The organism is Rhizobium sp. CB3171 (assembly GCF_029714265.1).
In the GTDB taxonomy this organism is placed as follows: Bacteria; Pseudomonadota; Alphaproteobacteria; order Rhizobiales; family Rhizobiaceae; genus Rhizobium.
In genome coordinates this window covers 53135-70798 of sequence record NZ_CP121653.1, presented here as the reverse complement: position 1 = coordinate 70798, position 17664 = coordinate 53135, and the positions used below count along the sequence as shown (strand labels likewise).

Sequence of the window (17664 nt, the reverse complement as noted above, 5' to 3'; positions counted from 1 at the left end):
GAGCCGGGATGTTTGTCGCAATCTTCCAGCGTTTCGCCCAGATGATCTTCGTGATGTTCGGCATCTCGGCGCTCGTCTTCCTGATCTTCTTTGCGACGCCCGGCTCCGATCCGGCTGCCCGCATCGCCGGCCGCAATGCCTCTCAGGAAACTATCCAGGCCATCCGATCCGAATTCGGCTTCGATCGGCCGCTGCCCGTGCAATATGCGATCATGATGAAGCGGCTTTTCGTGACGCAGGATCTGGCCTCTTACGTCAATCGCGGCATGCGCGTGGTGCCGGAAGTCGCCGTCGCGGCGCCGGTGACCTTGTCGCTCGTCTTCGGCGCGGCAGTTCTCTGGATTCTGGGCGGCGTGGTGACCGGCGTCGTAGCCACCATGACACGGGGCAGCCTACTCGATCGCGGGCTGATGATGCTTGCGCTTGTCGGCGTTTCCATGCCGGTCTACTGGCTTGGCGAGGTAATGAATCTGATCTCCCAGAGCCGCCTTCACGATACCTGGCTTTTTTCCTGGGTGCCCGCACTCGGCTACAAGCCGCTTTTCGAAGATCCGCTGGGCTGGTTCAAGACGCTGATCATTCCGTGGATCACATTGGCGACGCTCTATATCGGGATTTACGGCCGCGTCCTGCGCGCCAACTTGGTGGAAGCCTATCACGAAGATTATATCCGCACCGCTCGTGCCAAGGGGCTGAGCCCGGCGCGGGTAATGCTCAGGCACGCGCTCCGGACGTCGCTGATCCCGTTCGTTACCATGTTCGGCCTCGATTTCGGCGCACTGGTTGGCGGCGCCGCATTGCTTACCGAAGTTGTCTTCGGCCTCAACGGTGTCGGACGGCTGACTTATCAGGCGCTGCTCAATCTGGATCTGCCGATGATTCTTGGCACGGTGATGTATGCCTCCTTTTTCGTCGTCCTCGCCAATGCGTGCGTGGACATCATCTACGTGCTGATCGATCCGCGCGTGAGAGGGAGTTGACGATGACCGGTTCCAACAAGCCTCTGCTTCTGGACGTCAAGGGTCTTACCGTGTCATTTGCGACCGACAAGGGCCTCGTCAAGGCTGTAGACGACGTCTCCTTTTCGGTTCGCCAGGGCGAAATTCTCTCCATTGTCGGCGAGTCCGGCTCTGGAAAATCGGTAACGCTTCTGTCGCTCCTCGGCCTTCACGATGCGAAGACCACCAGGGTCGACGGCGCGGTTGCCTTTCAAGGCGAGCGCATTCTCGAACTGCCGGCCAGCCGGATGCGAAGCATTCGCGGCAAGGGCATCGGCCTGATCTCGCAGGATCCGATGACCGCGCTGACCCCGGTCTATACGATCGGCTGGCAGATAGAAGAGCAGATCCGCGCTCATGAAAAACTCTCCGCTCGGGCAGCACGCAAACGCGCGATCGAACTTTTGGCGGAGGTGGGTTTCGCAAATCCGGCGGAGGCCGTCGGGCGCTATCCGCACCAGCTTTCCGGCGGCATGCGCCAGCGCGCCGTCATTGCGATGGCGATCTCCTGCAATCCGGCGCTTATCGTCGCCGATGAACCGACCACGGCGCTCGACGTGACCGTCCAGGCGCAAGTGCTCGATCTTCTGCTTCGGCTGCGCAAGGATTTTGGATCGGCGATCATCCTGATTACCCACGATATGGGTGTCGTTGCCGAAGTGGCCGATCAGGTCGCGGTCATGTATGCCGGCCGCATCGTGGAAAGCGGTCCGGCGAAAGTTATCTTTTCCCACCCCCTTCACCCCTATACCTGGGGCCTTATGGCCTCGATCCCGCCATTGACCGGCCCAAGACCCGAGCGGCTGATCTCGATCGGCGGCATGCCGCCCACACCCGAAAACATACCCGAGGGCTGCGGTTTTGCGCCGCGCTGTCGATTTGCCCGTATTGAATGCAACGCGCGTCCGCCGCTCAGACGGCTTGAGGATCAAGCCGGGCTCTGCGTGCTCGACGGCGACGAGCGGGAAAGCCTGCGCCGGACCGTTCTTTCCCTGGAGGTGGCGGCGTGAGCACCGAGCAAATGCGAAAGCCTCTCCTTTCGGCTCACCAACTGACCAAGAATTTCGTCGTCGGTAAGACCATAATGCCGGGCTCAGGCCGGATATTGCATGCCGTTGACCAGATCAGCCTCGACGTGTTTCCGGGCGAGACGCTCGGCCTGGTCGGCGAATCCGGCTCCGGCAAGTCCACCTTGGGTCGTTGCATGACCCGGCTTTACGACGTCACTTCCGGCAGCCTCACCTTCGAGGGCATCGAGATCGGCAAGGCGAATGCGCGGGCGCTGAAGCCCGTGCGGCGCAAAATGCAGATGATCTTCCAGGATCCTTCCTCCTCGCTCAATCCGCGCCGCAGGGTCCGCGATATCCTCGGCGAAGTGCTGAAGGTCCACGCGATCCGCACTGGTTCCGAAGTCGAGGATCGCCTTGCCGAACTCATGACTTTGGTGGGTCTGAGGCCTGAATATCTCGATCGTTATCCGCATGAATTTTCAGGCGGACAGCGCCAGCGGATCGGCATTGCGCGGGCGCTGGCGGTCGAACCGCAATTGATCGTCGCCGATGAACCGGTCTCCGCACTCGATGTTTCGGTACAGGCGCAGATCATCAATCTGTTCGCTGACCTCCGTGAGCGGCTGAACCTCACCTATTTGTTCATCGCTCACGATCTTCCCGTGGTTCGCCAGGTTTCGACCCGCGTGGCCGTCATGTATCTCGGTTCCATCGTGGAAATCGGCGAGACCGACACGCTCTACGCCGCCCCGCGCCATCCTTATACCCAGGCGCTGCTTTCAGCCATTCCGCAGCCGCATAAAGGGGGCAGACGCGAGCGCATCCTGCTCAAGGGCGAAATTCCAAGCCCGCTCAACCCTCCCAAGGGCTGCAAATTCTCGACCCGCTGTGCCTTTGCCCGAGATATCTGCCATGAAAGCCGCCCGCTTTTGACTGAAACCTCGACGAACCATGGGGTTGCCTGCCACTTTCCCCTGGAGTGAACCAGCCCGGAGATCGGGTCTAAAGACGTTTGTGGATTGTCATATGCTTACTCAGCCTTCAGCTCCTGAGCGCTTCCTCGTCTCCGATGGAGTTTCTCCAAATGTCTGCCGATAGGTCACCGCGAATCTTCCGAAATGGAAGAAGCCCCACTTCAAGCATATTTCTTTGATCGACGTGCGGTTGGACTGATCCAGAAGATCTGCCCGGGCGGCTTGCAGACGAATCCCCCGCAGATAAGCCATTGGGGTTGTTTCCCTGAAAGCCCGAAAGCCCCCTTCCAGCGCGCGAATGGAAACACCAACAGCCTCGGCGACCATTTGCATCGTTATTGGCCGGTCAATGTTTGCGTGCATGAAGTCGATGGCACGTCGAACATGCCGGGGAGCAACCAGGTGGGGCTTCTTGGCTAATAGGTGAGATAGCTGATGTGGCGTCGTCCGCAATATCAAATCGGCGAGCGCGTTGACCATATACGACATCGCCATCGGAGATTGAATGAGCGGTCCGTTGTAGCGCATACCCGCAATGATCGTTTGCACGAGATTTCCGACCAATTGACCGGCTGACGTGGACAGATCCAGGATCGGCGTCAGATCAAGTGAGCCATTCAATGGCATCTCAAACATTGCTGCAACCGTTTGCTTCATGACCGCCCAGTCCAGTCGGAGCACATCGGACATATTCGGCGCACCTTGCAGAAAGAAACGTTCCGGCTGCTTGTTATTGACAAGCAGCACCTGGCCCGGCTTGACGTCAATCACTCGGCGACCAAGCGCTACGCCCCAGCCTCCGATGCGAGGTACCGCAATCGATAGCCACTCAGGCATTTCGGCCAGAGGACGTGCTTGCCATTCAACCTGGTAGTGACTGGTGACCAAGGTTGCTGCCCCTCCGGTATGGAAGTCGGCCTGCCAAAGGAAATCTGCCCCCCGGCCCAACTGGCTGGCCTCAAAGGGACCGAAGTTTTTCGTGTATATTTCGACCATATCGTCGAAGGTTGAGCCATGAAATCGCAGCGAGGATTTCACCAGGATATTGTCTGACATATGATTATTCGTTTGTGCGTGGACCGCTTGAAAGGCAATGGCAGGTCAAATGGCAACTTCGTCCAGATATTATTTGGTCGGCGTCGAGATTTCGGAAGTCTGCGTGGGCGCAAACAAACCGCCGAGCAGCAAACGGCACGGGGGCATCCGATATTCTGACGGCCGTCAAAGCCCGACGAGTGCCTCTGTGTCGGCCAACTCTCTGGAACACCAAGAATCTGCACCGCGAGTACCAGTAGCGCCTCCTTGAAAGAACGGAATGTTAAGGCCGGTCTCTAAGCGGTTCTTCCTGGCGACAGTTCGGACTGAATCTCGTCACGCCATAGCGATCCTTTAGTTTTTACTGCCGCGAAATGCGGCACTATTTCATGATCGCTCTTACCACCATGGGATCGCGCCATCGTGTCCAGTTTCCGCCAACATATCCAGATTGAGCAGCAAAGTTCACTTGAGGTTGTGAGAACCGAGGCGCATCCACGAAAATCCAATCTTTGTTAAGGGTTCGCGTCAATTCGTGAGTGCATAGGCGCAGTTGCTGAGACGCGGTTGTCTTCCAAGGACAATCTCCTGCTCTCCGGCATAATCGAAAGCCTATTCGCGCTGCGCAAATGATTTGTGGCGGCTTTTCTCCACTACCTTCAGAGGGCCGATGACGGCACCCCTGTCTCCTTCGTTCCCGGAGAACGTCGTGCCTAACCTCATTCCATTTCCAGCCCAGAACCGCGCTCGACCAGACGTCCAAGCCTCGGATACCTTTTCCACGGCGCCCGAAGCACCTGACCTCTTACAGTTGCTGGCGCGCAAGCGTGAGATGCTGAGCAACGCGGCATATTATTTGGAGGCTCTTTGCGCGTCTCTGAAGGGCGATGTGACTGATGCGCCGCATCTTTCAATTAACGCTGACATGCGGCCCACGCAGAACGCGTGAAGGCTCACTTCTTCTTTCGTCTCTAACTGAAAATCATTCAATACGCCCGGCTTCAAGGGAGGAGGCTGCCGGCGGTGAAGACACAAAGGATTCATATGTCTTTCTCGGCAAACCTTAAGATCGGTACGAAGCTTGCGCTTTCGTCGGGTATCGGAATTGTACTGATCATCGGTATTCTCATAAATCAGCAGATCGCCAGCGGTGAAATCAGTTCGGCGAATGCGGCCGTTTCTCGTGAACAAACGATTCTCAACGGCATTCAGACTGCCGCGGTATCTCTCGCGGAAATGCGGACAGCCGCTCATGAAATCGGCTCTGCTACGACGGCAAAGGAAGTTGAAGCTTCGCTCAGCCAAGCCAAAATCAGCGACCAACAAGCATGGGATGGCCTTGAGCAGCCCATCAGTATCGCTCTGAAGCCTGATGTCTTGAAGGACATCCGCAATGGTTTGCGGGAGTATGATGGCCTCATAACAAAACGTGCCTCCGCTTTGACCGAAGCCATGGCCAAGAAGAATGGCTCGCCGTTGAGCCTGGCAGAAGTCGAAGCGGCGTTGGGCGTCGTCTCCGAGGTGGATATCAACCAGGTTATGGAGCGCACGCACACGGCAACGGACGCCTCGATCCAGAACGCTCGCCACTTTACGCAGGAGGCAAGAGCTGCGCTGGCGGCCTCGGTTTCAACGGCGGAAACGATCTCTTTGATCGTCGGCGCAAGCGTTGTTCTTGTCTTGTTTGCATCAGCGATCGCGTTGATGATCGGCGTTGCCAAGCCCATCAAGCTGATGACCTCAGCAATGCGCCGGCTCGCTGATGGCGACATGAATGTCGATATCGCCTCCGTGACGCGTCGAGACGAAATAGGCGCCATGTATGAAGCCGTTAAGGTCTTCCAACAGAATGCCGTCGCCAACCGGCGCCTCGAAGAAGAGGCTACCGCCTCTCGCGGCCATCAGGAAGCCGAACGCGCCGAACTCCAGCGCCGCACGGAGCGTGAAGCCGAACAATTGCGCTTTGCCTCTGACAATCTCGCCTCAGGTCTGAAACGGCTTGCCGCCGGCGATCTGGCCTTCCAGATCAATGAGGCCTTCGCACCGGATTTCGAGCCGCTGCGCCGGGACTTCAATCAGTCGGTCCAGCAGCTTGGCGCCGCACTTTCGACGATCGCGGACAGCATTGGCGCCATGAACAATGGCACGCGCGAAATCTCGTCGGGTGCACAGGATCTCTCCAGACGGACGGAACAGCAGGCCGCCTCACTCGAAGAAACCGCCGCCGCGCTCGACGAGATCGTCGTCAACGTTGGTTCGTCGACAAAGCTGACGGAAGAGGCCCGCACTGTCGCCAGCCAGGCCAATCAGAGCGCGCAGAAATCCGCTGAAGTGGTTTCTCATGCCGAGGAGGCGATGCGGCGGATCGAGGAGAGCTCGCAGCAAATCTCCAACATCATAGGCGTTATCGACGAGATCGCTTTCCAGACCAACCTTTTGGCGCTCAACGCCGGAGTGGAGGCAGCCCGAGCAGGCGAAGCGGGCAAGGGCTTTGCGGTCGTCGCACAGGAAGTGCGCGAGCTTGCTCAGCGCTCGGCGCAGGCGGCAAAGGAGATCAAGGGCCTGATCCAAACGTCGACCACCGAAGTGCAAAGCGGCGTCAAGCTGGTGCGCGATACCGGCGAGGCGCTAAACGTCATCGGCGGCTTCATTGGCCAGATCAACAATCACATGAATGCGATCGCCGTGTCCGCAAAGGAGCAGTCGACGGGTCTTGCCGAGATTAACACGGCGATCAATTCGATGGATCAGACGACGCAGCAGAATGCCGCCATGGTGGAGCAATCGACCGCTGCGGCTTCCAATCTTACGCAGGAGGCCGCGAAGCTACGGGATCTCATTGGCAACTTTAGGCTTGAAGACGCCGTCGGCCCGCGTGCCGTCCGCGAAACGACCAAGCCTGTTGCCTCTCCGGCCCGCGCCCTCAGCAACAAGCTCTCCCGCGTCTTCGGCGGAAAGACGGCAACTGCCGCCGCTGTAAAGGAATGGGAAGACTTCTGATCGAAGCAACACCTTCAGCCGCCAGTCAGGCCACGACGCTGGAAATCATCGCCTTCCGTCTCAGTGGCTAGCGGTTCTGCATTGAGACAACTTCGGTCTGGGAAATCCGGGATGGGCAGCGGTCACGCCGCTGCCCATCCCATGTTCTCGGCGTGATGAACTTGCAAGGCTCCGAACAATTGGTCCCTTTGCGTCAAGTCTACCATTCCGCCCTTTAAAGCAAATTCATAGGCAATTGCGAAAGCGAAATGCGGGACGATAAGCCGGCCGATAACGAGTGATCAGGTAAGGCTTTCAGAACGAGCGCGCCGACTAGGCACCGCTCCATCATCTGCCTGGCAAGCGTCAGCCGGTCACACCGACTTCAGCCTCCGTCACCGCCAGCTCGGCCATGGCGAGTGCAGCCTCGCGGGTCCTGGCGGCGGCGATGAAGCGGCCGCTGTGGCAAAAGCTCGCGCCCTCTATGCCGCAAGCCGCCTCCAGATCGCGATCGGTCAAGCCCGCCCAAGAGGCAGGCAGGTCTGCCCTCAGCTCGAACCCCTCATCCGCTCGGCGGATGCCGGTCAGACACCAATCATTTTCGCGCGGGTGAACGACAAACAGCAGGTGATCGGCGCCTGCCTTCACGATGGCGGGGCGGAAGGGCATTCCCATTGGGAGTTCCAGAATGCGCCCCTTGCCTGCATCCATGATTGCCTGGTGCACGAGCGCCTCGGCCCGCAACTTTGCGGCGCTTTGGGCTATCCTCGCCTCGACGAAACTTCGGGCAATGGCAAGAGCGTTTTGGAAACCGCGATCTTCGGCCTCGGGGTTTGCCTCGTCAAAAACGGGCTTTAAGGTTTCCAGCAGCGCCGGCAACGTGAGCCCAGCCAGCGCTCCCGCAACGGAGGGGCTGAGCGCACCATTGTCAACGAGATCGACCGGCAGCACAAAACTAGCATCGAAGGAGGCATGTACCGCCTCGATATGCGCTTCGGGAAGACCCGAGGCGGCGAGGTAATCACGGCCATAATGCTTCCAGATCAAACCGAACGAACTGTATGGTTGGCCACTCTCCCGCAGCGGCGCACCGCGCTGATGGTGATCGAAGATCTGCGCGGCGGCGTCATATCTGCCGCCCACATCGTAGATGATACGGTCTGGGCCGGGGGTGGTCCATTCCGGCATCCGGCTGCGGATGAGACGCGCCTGCGGAAAAAGCCGGGTCAGGATGACGCTGGACAACAGTTCGTCGGCATGGAAACCGCCGGAATGGGTGACGAGGAAATCTGGGATCATGCGGGGGCTATGCCTTGTTGTTCGCGGAGTATCCGCTGGGGGTCTAGCAGCAGATAGCCGTTGCTGCATCCCATCTCAACGGGCCATTTGCTTATTTGGGCGGGCTGGTCCGGCCTCCTTCGGGGGATTCGCTCGCGAGCAAACTTTTGTACGCCTCGAAGTTTTGATCCTGAAACCCCTCGATCTCCGACCAAAGGCGTTCCCGATCCGTCACTGCTATGTCTGCCGCATCGAGAACATGCGACAGAATCGTGCAGAGTCGATTGATACGAACTAGCTGATTTCCCAGCTCTTCAGCGGTAACCGGTCGCGACAGCTTGTCAGCGTCAAGGACAACGCTGTCCGGGCCGAAATCTTTAGCTTGCCATTTCACCATCCAGCTCACCTTCTGTCAGATTTTTACTTCTAGCAGACACAATGAGATCGGCGAGCCAAAGAGCGCTATATCGCGGATGCAAATTTTCCAAGCTCCCGATCCTTTACGATCCCGCTCATCCCGACCAAGCGCAGGCGGACTCGCTTTTCGGCATCTGGCTCCTGCCAGCCGTCCTTTTGCCACCGGCATTCCTCATCATCCTGATCGGAGCCACTATCCTGCGCCTCTAGCGGGCGCCTGTGAACGTCAGCAGTCTATCAAGCAACAGATTTCCAATGGATAATCGTCGATTGAGCTTCTGAAGATGCTGCCCCTATAGTTGGAAAAAATAAAAGCCGTCGGCACTGACACTGAAGTCAATTTTAGCCAGTCAGTCTTGATACATCGAGATTTCAGATATAAAACGTAATTTCGAGAATACTGGGGAGCGTAATGGAACACTCGTTCTTGACCATCGACGCCAGCGAGAACGAGAATGCTATAAGAGCGCTCTCGGCGCCTGTACGCATACAACTCCTCAAGTTGCTTTGCTCAAAAGGGCCGATGAACGTTAATGACATGGCGCGAACGCTCTCTTTGCCTCAGTCAACGGTCGCCACCGGCATTCAGATCTTGGAAGAGGCGGGACTGGTTGAATCCCGTCTTGCCAAGGCACGCAAGGGCAATCAAAAAATTTGCTCCGCGATTTATAATGAAATTCTGATCAGTTTCCAGGACACGACCGTTCAGAAGGACGACTTCATCGAGGTTGCGATGCCGGTCGGTCTCTATACGAGCTGTGACATTCATGCGCCCTGTGGTCTCTGCTCCACCGAAACTGTGCTCGGCCTTCTCGACGTGCCCGACTATTTCTTGGATCCACAACGCATGCAGGCGGGTCTCATCTGGTTTGGCAGAGGGCATGTCGAGTATAAATTCCCCAATAATGCCAAGGTCTTGAACAAGACCGTGCGCGCCATCGAATTTTCGATGGAATTGTCTTCTGAAGTGCCGGGCACCAATCCCGACTGGCCCTCCGACATTACGCTCTGGGTTAATGGAATGGCGATTGGAACCTGGACCTCGCCGGGCGACTATGGCGACAAGCGTGGTGCTTTTACGCCCGCATGGTGGAAGCTCGAGGGTTCGCAATACGGAAAGCTGAAGACCTGGCGCATTTCCACCCGCGGCACCTTCATCGACGGCATGGCCGCCTCCAATGTCACCGTCAGCGACCTCGCCCTTGCCCAACATTCCTCCATCCGGCTCCGCATCGGCATCGCCGAAAATGCCAGCAACACCGGCGGGGTCAATATTTTCGGCCGCGGCTTTGGAAATTATGGCCGAGACATCGTCATGCGGCTGTATGTTTGAAGATAGATATCGGAAATCCTGATTATTAACCGCATTCTCTTCCCGTTCCAAGCCACCCATCCGCAAGGAGAACTACTTGTAATTAAATAGATTTTTCAGGAATTTGCACGGGAAAAATCAAAAGCGCGGCACAATTGACACTGCCATTTATCGCTATCAAGATAGATACAAGAAAACAAGAAATCTGATGCATAAATGGGAGGGTTCGTTGAAGGCGAACGTCATTGTCCATCGCGATTTCCAGGTCGCGACCATCGATTCCAGACTTTACAGCTCGTTCCTCGAACATCTCGGCAGGGCGATTTACGGCGGCATTTACGAGCCCGGACATCCGACTGCCGATGAGCACGGGTTCCGGCGCGATGTCATCGATCTCGTTCGCCAGCTCGATACGCCCTATTGCCGTTATCCCGGCGGCAACTTCGTATCGGCCTATAATTGGGAAGATGGAGTAGGCCCGCGCTCGGAGCGCCCGGTCCGTCTCGACCTTGCCTGGCGCACCCGCGAAAGCAACCAGATCGGCGTGAACGAATTCGTCGACTGGTGCAAGAAGGCAAATACCAAGCCGATGCTTGCCGTCAATCTCGGCTCGCGCGGCCTGGATGCAGCTCGCAATTTCCTCGAATATTGCAATCATCCCGGCGGCACCTATTGGTCGGACCTGCGCCGCAAGCATGGCTGGACAAATCCCCATGATGTCAAATTGTGGTGCCTCGGCAACGAGATGGACGGCCCTTGGCAAGTCGGCCACAAATCAGCCTATGAATATGGCCGGCTGGCCGATGAGACGGCGAAGGCCATGCGCGGCTTCGACAAATCTCTGGAACTGGTCGTCTGTGGCTCGTCGAATTCTGACATGAAGACCTATCCCGATTGGGAAGCGCAGGTTCTGGACCAGTGCTATGACAGCGCCGATCATATCTCATTGCACATGTATTTCGCCAATCGCGAAAAGAACACGCTCAACTATCTGGCCAAGGCCGAAAAGCTCGACCGCTACATCGTCACCATCGGTGGCGTCATCGATTATATCAAGGCGAAGAAGCGGTCGAAGAAGACGATCGGCATTTCCTTCGATGAGTGGAATGTCTGGTACCATTCCAACCAGCAGGACAAGGAGATCCTTGCTCGTGATGAATGGCCGGATGCGCCGCATTTGCTGGAAGACGTCTATAATTTCGAAGACGTTCTGCAGGTGGGCGGCATTCTCAACACCTTCATTCGCCGCTCGGATCGCGTGCGCATCGCCTGCATCGCCCAGCTCGTCAACGTCATTGCCCCGATCATGACCGAGGATGGCGGCCCGGCCTGGCGTCAGACGATTTACTATCCCTTCTATTTCGCCTCGAAATATGGGCGTGGATCGGCGCTACAATTGATCACCGACGGTCCGACCTACGATTGCGACGAGGCAAACGACGTTCCGTATCTCGATGCGTCAGCCGTTCTTTCCGACGACGGCAAGACCCTGACCTTCTTCGCCGTCAACCGCCACACGCAGACCGCGCTCGATTTCGACGCCCGCCTGGACGGCTTTGCAAATGCCCGCATTGTCGAGCAGGTGGAGATGACCCACGGCGACCTGCAGGCGGTCAACACCGCCACGCGGCCGGAAACGGTCGTCCCGGTCCATGTCGAAACCGCAAAAATCGAGGATGGCAGGCTGCGGGCGGCGCTGAAGCCGCTGTCCTACAGCGTCATCCGGCTGTCGGTGTGACGACCATTTGCCGGCAGGGCTACCGGCCCTGACCGAGGCATATCCGGCGCGCGTTGCGAGGAGGCAACCGAGCCGGAGGAATGGTTCGCAGAAGCCCAGGACCTGACTTGCTCGGTCCTGACGCGGCTGCGAACCGACAAACTGCGACGTGCCAGGCGTCCCTGCGGCCGCTCTCTCGTCGCTCTCAAAGGGAGGAGATCATGCAGCATTGGAAGAAGCTTGCATTCGGCGTCGCCCTGGCCACACTTGGCCTGATGGCGGCAGCGAAGGCCGATGACTATACCTCCTTGCCGCGCAAGGAGACGCTCATCGTCGAGAATCCGGAAGGGACGATCAAGAATCCCGGCTGGTTCAATATCTGGGTCAATGGCGGCGGCGGCGTTTCGACCGGCCTGCAGCAACTGACCATGGATACGCTCTGGTATATCGATCCCGAACAGGGACTTGGCGGCTCGACCTGGGACAATTCCCTGGCTGCCGACAAGCCGCAATATAATGCCGACTTCACCGAGATGACCGTGAAGCTGCGCAAGGGGCTTTATTGGAGCGACGGCGTGGAATTCACCGCCGACGACGTGGTCTATACCGTCAAGACGCAGATGGACCATCCCGGCATGGTTTGGAGTGCGGCCTTCTCTGTGCAGGTGGCAAGCGTCGAGGCGACCGATCCCTATACCGTCGTCTTCAAACTCAAGAAGCCCAATTCCCGCTTTCACGCGCTCTTCACCGTTCGTTGGAACGGCGCCTGGATCATGCCGAAGCATATTTTCGAGAAAGTGGCCGATCCGGTTCGGTATGATTTCGCCAATCCCATCTCGCTCGGGGCCTATAAGCTGAAGGCCTATGATCCCCAAGGCAAATGGTACACCTGGGAGAAGCGCGACGACTGGCAGCGCACCTCGCTTGCCCGCTTCGGCGAGCCGGCGCCGAAATATGTCACCTATGTCGATCCAGGCCCGCCGGATAAACGCACCATCGCTCAGATCGAGCACAATCTGGATATTATCCATGACAACACGCCCGAGGGCATGTTCACGCTCAAGGAGAAATCCAAGACAGTCGATAGCTGGTTCCCCGGCTTCCCCTTCGCTCATCCCGACCCGACGCTTCCTGCCGTGATCTTCAACACGCAGGATCCCACCTTCCAGAATCCGGATGTGCGCTGGGCGCTCGCGCTGCTTATCGACATCAAGGCCGTGGATATGGCGAGCTACCGTGGCGCCGCCACTCTTTCGGCGCTTGGCGTTCCGCCGACGGCCATCGCCATGAAGGATTACCAGGCGCCATTGCAGGACTGGCTCAAGACGTTCGAGATCGATACCGGCAAGCGTAAGATCAAGCCCTATGACCCGACGGTCGGCCAACAGATCGCCGATATCCTGCGCAAGCAGCCGAAATTCAAGGACCAGATCCCGACCGATCCGGCAGCCATCAACACCGCGTTCGGCTACGGCTGGTGGAAGCCGGATCCCCAGGCTGCAGCCGAGCTTCTGGAAAAGGCAGGCTTCAAGAAGACTGGCGGCAAATGGATGACGCCAGATGGCCAGCCGTTCAAGATCCGCATGAGTGTCGAAGGCGACACCCGCTCGGTCTTCACCCGCGCCGGCACGCTGATTGCCCAGCAATGGGCCGCTTTCGGCATCGATTCCAAAGCCGTTCCGTCCACCAGCCTGTGGCAGACGTCACTCCAGCCGGGTGACTTCCAGGTGGCGATCGCCTGGAGCGTCGAAACCTGGGGCGGCGATCCCGACCTCTCTTTCTTCCTCGATAGCTGGCATTCGGAATTCGTTGCCAAGAAGGGTGAAAACCAGCCGCCGCGCAATTGGCAGCGCTGGTCCAATCCCGAGCTCGATAAGATCATCGAGAGCATTCGCAAGGTCAGCGCCGACGATCCCAAGGGCATCGAACTGGGCAACGACTATCTGAAACTGGTGGCCCGTGAAATGCCGACCATTCCGCTGATGTCCTACAACGTCTTCACGTCGATGGATACCACCTACTGGAAAGGCTATCCGACCATTGCTGATCCTTATACCGATCCGGTTCCCAATTGGGCGAACTCCCGGTTGATGATGGTCAAGCTGAAGCCGGCGCAGCCATAATCCTCCCGACCCTGACGCGGTGTCCGCCGCGTCAGGTACCTGTCGCCGGACACTAGGCAGGTCCGGCGAACTTTCTTGAAGCAAGTGCCAGCAGCAAGGAACACCGCGGTATGGCGTCTTATCCTGTTTTCTTATTGAGGCGGTTCGGCCAGTTCCTGCTCGTGGTCTTCATCGGCATTTCCGCGACCTTCTTCGTTACGCATCTGACACCGATCGATCCTGTCGAGGAAAGCATCGGCTCGATTCAGCAGATGGGTCAGTCCGACCCGCGCGCCGTCGAATTGATGCGACAGTCCCTTCGTGCGCTTTACGGTCTCGAAGGGTCCATATGGCAGCAATACCTGCATTTCTGGGGCCGTCTTGCGACCGGCGATCTCGGCCCCTCGCTCTCGGCCTTCCCGACGCCCGTCTCCACAATCATCCTGCGCTCCCTGCCCTGGACGATTGGGCTCATGACAGTTTCGACGCTGATCACATTCATTCTTGGCAATATAGTCGGAGCGCTGGCTGGGTATTATCGGAAAAACATGGCGCTCAAGGCCGTGAGCCTCATCTTCATCGCCATGCAACCGATCCCCTACTATATCTTCGCTTTCGTGCTGATCATCCTCTTCGGTTACGTGTGGCCGATCCTGCCGATCAACGGCGGTTATGAGATGAACACCAATCTCAACCTGTCTCTGGCTCTGATCCTGGACATTCTGAAGCATTCGATCCTGCCGGCGCTTTCGCTGATTCTCGTCGGCACCGGCAGTTGGCTGATCGGCATGCGTGCCTTGGTCTCCAACATCATCACCGAGGATTACGTAGTCTTTGCCGAACTCGGCGGCGTCCAGAAAAGGCGCATTCTCCGCTCCTATATCGCTCGCAATGCCATGGTGCCGCAATTCACTGGCCTTGCGATGTCGCTCGGCGCCATCTTCAACGGCACGGTGATCACGGAGATCGTCTTCGGCTATCCCGGCATCGGCAACCTGCTGATTTCAGCGGTGCATGCCGGTGATTACAGCCTCGTCCTCGGCCTCAGCGCATTGTCGATCGTCGGTGTCGCGGCGGCCGTCTTCATTATCGACGTCCTTAGCCCGCTTATCGATCCGCGCATCAAGGTGGAATAGAGCATGTTTACGATCATCCGCGACCTCGCGCGGCAAAACGTGGAGTTCTTGAGCGGCCTGCTGCTTTTCGCCGTCATCGTCGGCCTGATAGTCGTATCCTATTTCTCGCCATACGGCCCCACGGACATCTATCTTCTGCCGCCAGACATGCCGCCCGATAGCCAATATTGGCTCGGCACGACGTCGCGCGGCCAGGACGTCTTCTGGCAGCTCGCCACTGCGCTGCGCAACACGCTTTATTTCGGCATCGGCGTCGCCTTTCTCTCGCGCATCATATCGCTGGTGGTCGGTCTCGTTGCCGGCTATGCTGGCGGCGCGGTCGACCGGGTGCTGATGGCGATCAACGACAGCGTCATGGTCATCCCGCAATTTCCGTTGCTGATCCTGTTCTACTTCGTGCTAAAGGACAGCATGACCTGGAGCGTTCTCATCGTGGTGATGGCCTCGCTCGGCTGGTCCTACGATGCAAGGCTCATTCGCTCCGTCGCAATCAGCCTCAAGACAAGACCATTTACCACCCAGAGCGTCTATTCCGGCATGAGCATGCGGAAAATCCTCGTGGAGGAGCACCTTCCCTATGTGCTTCCGATCGTCTTCGCCACGACGATGAACAATATGATCTGGTCGATCGGCATGGAAATCACGCTCTCGGTGCTCGGCTTCACCGATATCGAGACGCCGACCATGGGCATGATGATCTATTGGGCCAATGCCCATTCGGCGCTTATCGCCGGGACATGGTGGTGGGTAGCGGCGCCCGTTGCCGTCATCGTGCTCCTCTTCCTGGCGCTGTTCCTGCTGTCCATGTCGATGAACGAATACAACGATCCGCGCAGCCGGCTCAATCGGATGGGAGGTTAGCCATGGATGCCCTGGTCGAAATCGAGAATCTGAAAGCCTACTACCGCGCCTTCCTCTACGGCGTCGACCGCGAGGTGCGCGCCGTCGACGATATCAGCCTGACGATCGGCCGCGGCGAGATCTATGGCGTTGCCGGGGAGTCGAGCAGCGGCAAGACGACCCTGATCAAGACCATCGCCGGCGCCATCCGGCCGCCGCTCAGGGTCGTCTCAGGCAAGGTGACGTTCCATTTCGCCGGCGGCACGCAGGATATCTATGCCATGAAGCCGGAGCAGCGCATGGCGCTGCGCTGGCTGCATCTGTCCTATATCATGCAAGGCTCGATGAACGTGCTCAACCCGGTGCGTCGCATCCGTCTTTCCTTCACGGATTTCGCACTTCGGCATATGAAAGTCGGCAGGGACCAGTTTTTCGACAAAGTCGCCACCCATCTGCAGCGGCTGAAGCTCGATCCAAATCTGCTCGACGCCTATCCCCATGAACTCTCCGGCGGCATGCGCCAGCGTATGACCATCGCGCTCGCCACGATCCTGACCCCGGAGTTTATCATCGCGGACGAGCCGACGACCGCGCTCGACGTCATCGTCCAGCGCGATGTCCTCTCGATGATCCGCGAAATCCAGCACGAGATGGGTTCGTCCTTCCTGTTCGTCACGCATGATATGGGTGTGCACGCGACCGTCTCTGACCGCATCGGAATCGTCTATGCCGGCCGCCTGGTCGAGGAAGCGCCGACCCGCAAGCTCTTCAACATGCCGCTCCATCCCTATACGCAGCATCTGGTTGGGAGCCTCCCGCGCATCGGCGACGTCCAGACGCGTCCGTCACTGGAGGGACGTCCTCCCAATCTTGCCATGCCGCCGGAGGGTTGCCGGTTTCATCCGCGCTGTCCGAAGCGAATGGATATCTGCACGCAGAAAGTTCCGCCGCTAGTTACAGTGGAGCCCGGCCGGCGCGTGGCTTGTTTTGCCGTTACGGGAGACCAGGTTTGAGCGCTCTTCTTACCCTCTCGCATGTCACAAAGATCTTCCGGCAGGGCGGCATCCTCGGCCGGCGCCAGATCACGGCGGTCAAGGATGTCAGCTTCGAGCTCAGCGAAGAGCCGGAAATCCTGTCGATCGTCGGAGAGTCGGGCTCGGGGAAATCGACGATCGCGGCGATGATCCTCGGACAGACGACACCGTCCGCAGGCGAGCTGGATTTCCGCGGCAAAGCCGTCGCCATCCATGGCGCAGCCGAGCGCCGAGCCTTCATGAGAGAGGTGCAGCCTGTTCTGCAGAATCCTTTCGAGGCATTCAATCCGCTGAAACGGGTCGACCGCTATCTCTTCGAAACGGCCCGCAACTTTTCGGCAGGCTCGCAGCGACCGGATCGTCAAGAGATCGAGCGGATAGCCGATGCCGCATTGGCGCATGTCGGCCTTAGCCTTGCGGAGGTGAAAGGCCGTTTCCCGCACGAACTGTCCGGCGGCCAGCTACAGCGCACCGCCATTGCGCGTGCCCTCATCCCCCAGCCGCGCCTTCTCGTCGCCGATGAACCCGTTTCCATGGTGGACGCATCGCTGCGCATGTCGATCGTCAATTTGTTCGGGCAGTTGAAAAGCGAGCTGGGGCTTTCGATCATCTACATCACCCATGATCTCGCGACGGCCTACTACATCAGCGACAAGATCATCATCATGCGCAAAGGCGAAATCGTCGAGCAGGGCCAGGCGCGCGCCGTCCTCGACAATCCGCAGCATCCCTATTCCCGCGCACTGAAAGACGCGGTCCTTTCCGCCGACTTCGGATCGACCACGTTGGAGGCCCGGCGAAGGTCCTAGCCGTGGTCTCTCGTTCGACCAGA

Annotated in this window: 15 protein-coding genes; 12 read left to right on the top strand and 3 right to left on the bottom strand. The window is 58.3% G+C overall.

The window, feature by feature from the left end; translation table 11 throughout:
* Positions 1-8 precede the first annotated feature (8 nt).
* The 3 genes from QA648_RS19610 (at position 9) to QA648_RS19600 (ending at position 2991) form a co-directional block, all read left to right on the top strand.
* On the top strand, positions 9-980 hold the full coding sequence (locus QA648_RS19610; protein WP_283053063.1) for an ABC transporter permease: 972 nt from the start codon (positions 9-11) through the stop codon (positions 978-980).
* A gap of 2 nt (positions 981-982) precedes the next feature.
* Positions 983-2008 carry an ABC transporter ATP-binding protein gene (locus QA648_RS19605; protein WP_283053061.1) on the top strand — a complete coding sequence of 342 codons (1026 nt, stop codon included), beginning with the start codon at positions 983-985 and terminating at the stop codon, positions 2006-2008.
* Between the two features lie 74 nt (positions 2009-2082).
* On the top strand, positions 2083-2991 hold the full coding sequence (locus QA648_RS19600) for an oligopeptide/dipeptide ABC transporter ATP-binding protein (RefSeq protein ID WP_283054326.1): 909 nt from the start codon (positions 2083-2085) through the stop codon (positions 2989-2991).
* A 51-nt stretch (positions 2992-3042) separates the two neighbouring features.
* Here QA648_RS19600 and QA648_RS19595 read toward each other — a convergent pair whose 3' ends face one another.
* The gene (locus QA648_RS19595) at positions 3043-4038 is read right to left on the bottom strand and encodes an AraC family transcriptional regulator (protein ID WP_104825997.1); all 996 of its coding nucleotides are present in this window, start codon (positions 4036-4038) and stop codon (positions 3043-3045) included.
* 649 nt (positions 4039-4687) lie between these two features.
* On the opposite strand from QA648_RS19595, the gene QA648_RS19590 reads away from it, so the two are divergent.
* On the top strand, positions 4688-4966 hold the full coding sequence (locus QA648_RS19590) for a hypothetical protein (RefSeq protein ID WP_283053059.1): 279 nt from the start codon (positions 4688-4690) through the stop codon (positions 4964-4966).
* A gap of 95 nt (positions 4967-5061) precedes the next feature.
* Complete coding sequence (locus QA648_RS19585; RefSeq protein WP_283054325.1) at positions 5062-7017, top strand: methyl-accepting chemotaxis protein; 1956 nt, start codon at positions 5062-5064, stop codon at positions 7015-7017.
* Positions 7018-7362: 345 nt separating this feature from the next.
* Here QA648_RS19585 and QA648_RS19580 read toward each other — a convergent pair whose 3' ends face one another.
* Together QA648_RS19580 and QA648_RS19575 are read right to left on the bottom strand one after the other, a co-directional pair.
* Entirely contained in the window at positions 7363-8295 is a 933-nt protein-coding gene (locus tag QA648_RS19580; RefSeq protein ID WP_283053057.1) for an MYG1 family protein, read from the bottom strand.
* 91 nt (positions 8296-8386) lie between these two features.
* On the bottom strand, positions 8387-8671 hold the full coding sequence (locus QA648_RS19575) for a hypothetical protein (RefSeq protein ID WP_104825994.1): 285 nt from the start codon (positions 8669-8671) through the stop codon (positions 8387-8389).
* 432 nt (positions 8672-9103) lie between these two features.
* Between QA648_RS19575 and QA648_RS19570 the strand changes: the two genes are divergently transcribed.
* The 7 genes from QA648_RS19570 (at position 9104) to QA648_RS19540 (ending at position 17641) form a co-directional block, all read left to right on the top strand.
* Positions 9104-10024 (top strand): helix-turn-helix domain-containing protein, encoded by a 921-nt coding sequence (locus QA648_RS19570; RefSeq protein ID WP_104825992.1) that lies wholly within the window; start codon positions 9104-9106, stop codon positions 10022-10024.
* Positions 10025-10232: 208 nt separating this feature from the next.
* Positions 10233-11741, top strand: a complete 1509-nt coding sequence (locus QA648_RS19565) for an alpha-N-arabinofuranosidase (RefSeq protein WP_104827814.1) — start codon at positions 10233-10235, stop codon at positions 11739-11741.
* Positions 11742-11941: 200 nt separating this feature from the next.
* Complete coding sequence (locus QA648_RS19560) at positions 11942-13843, top strand: ABC transporter substrate-binding protein (RefSeq protein ID WP_104825991.1); 1902 nt, start codon at positions 11942-11944, stop codon at positions 13841-13843.
* A gap of 110 nt (positions 13844-13953) precedes the next feature.
* Positions 13954-14958: an ABC transporter permease gene (locus QA648_RS19555; RefSeq protein WP_104825990.1), complete on the top strand. Its 1005-nt coding sequence runs from the start codon at positions 13954-13956 to the stop codon at positions 14956-14958.
* 3 nt (positions 14959-14961) lie between these two features.
* Positions 14962-15819 (top strand): ABC transporter permease, encoded by an 858-nt coding sequence (locus tag QA648_RS19550; protein ID WP_104825989.1) that lies wholly within the window; start codon positions 14962-14964, stop codon positions 15817-15819.
* Between the two features lie 2 nt (positions 15820-15821).
* Positions 15822-16811: an ABC transporter ATP-binding protein gene (locus QA648_RS19545; RefSeq protein WP_283053053.1), complete on the top strand. Its 990-nt coding sequence runs from the start codon at positions 15822-15824 to the stop codon at positions 16809-16811.
* Positions 16808-17641, top strand: a complete 834-nt coding sequence (locus QA648_RS19540) for an ABC transporter ATP-binding protein (protein ID WP_260304595.1) — start codon at positions 16808-16810, stop codon at positions 17639-17641. The genes QA648_RS19545 and QA648_RS19540 overlap by 4 nt, the downstream gene beginning before the upstream one ends.
* The last annotated feature ends 23 nt before the right edge of the window (positions 17642-17664 follow it).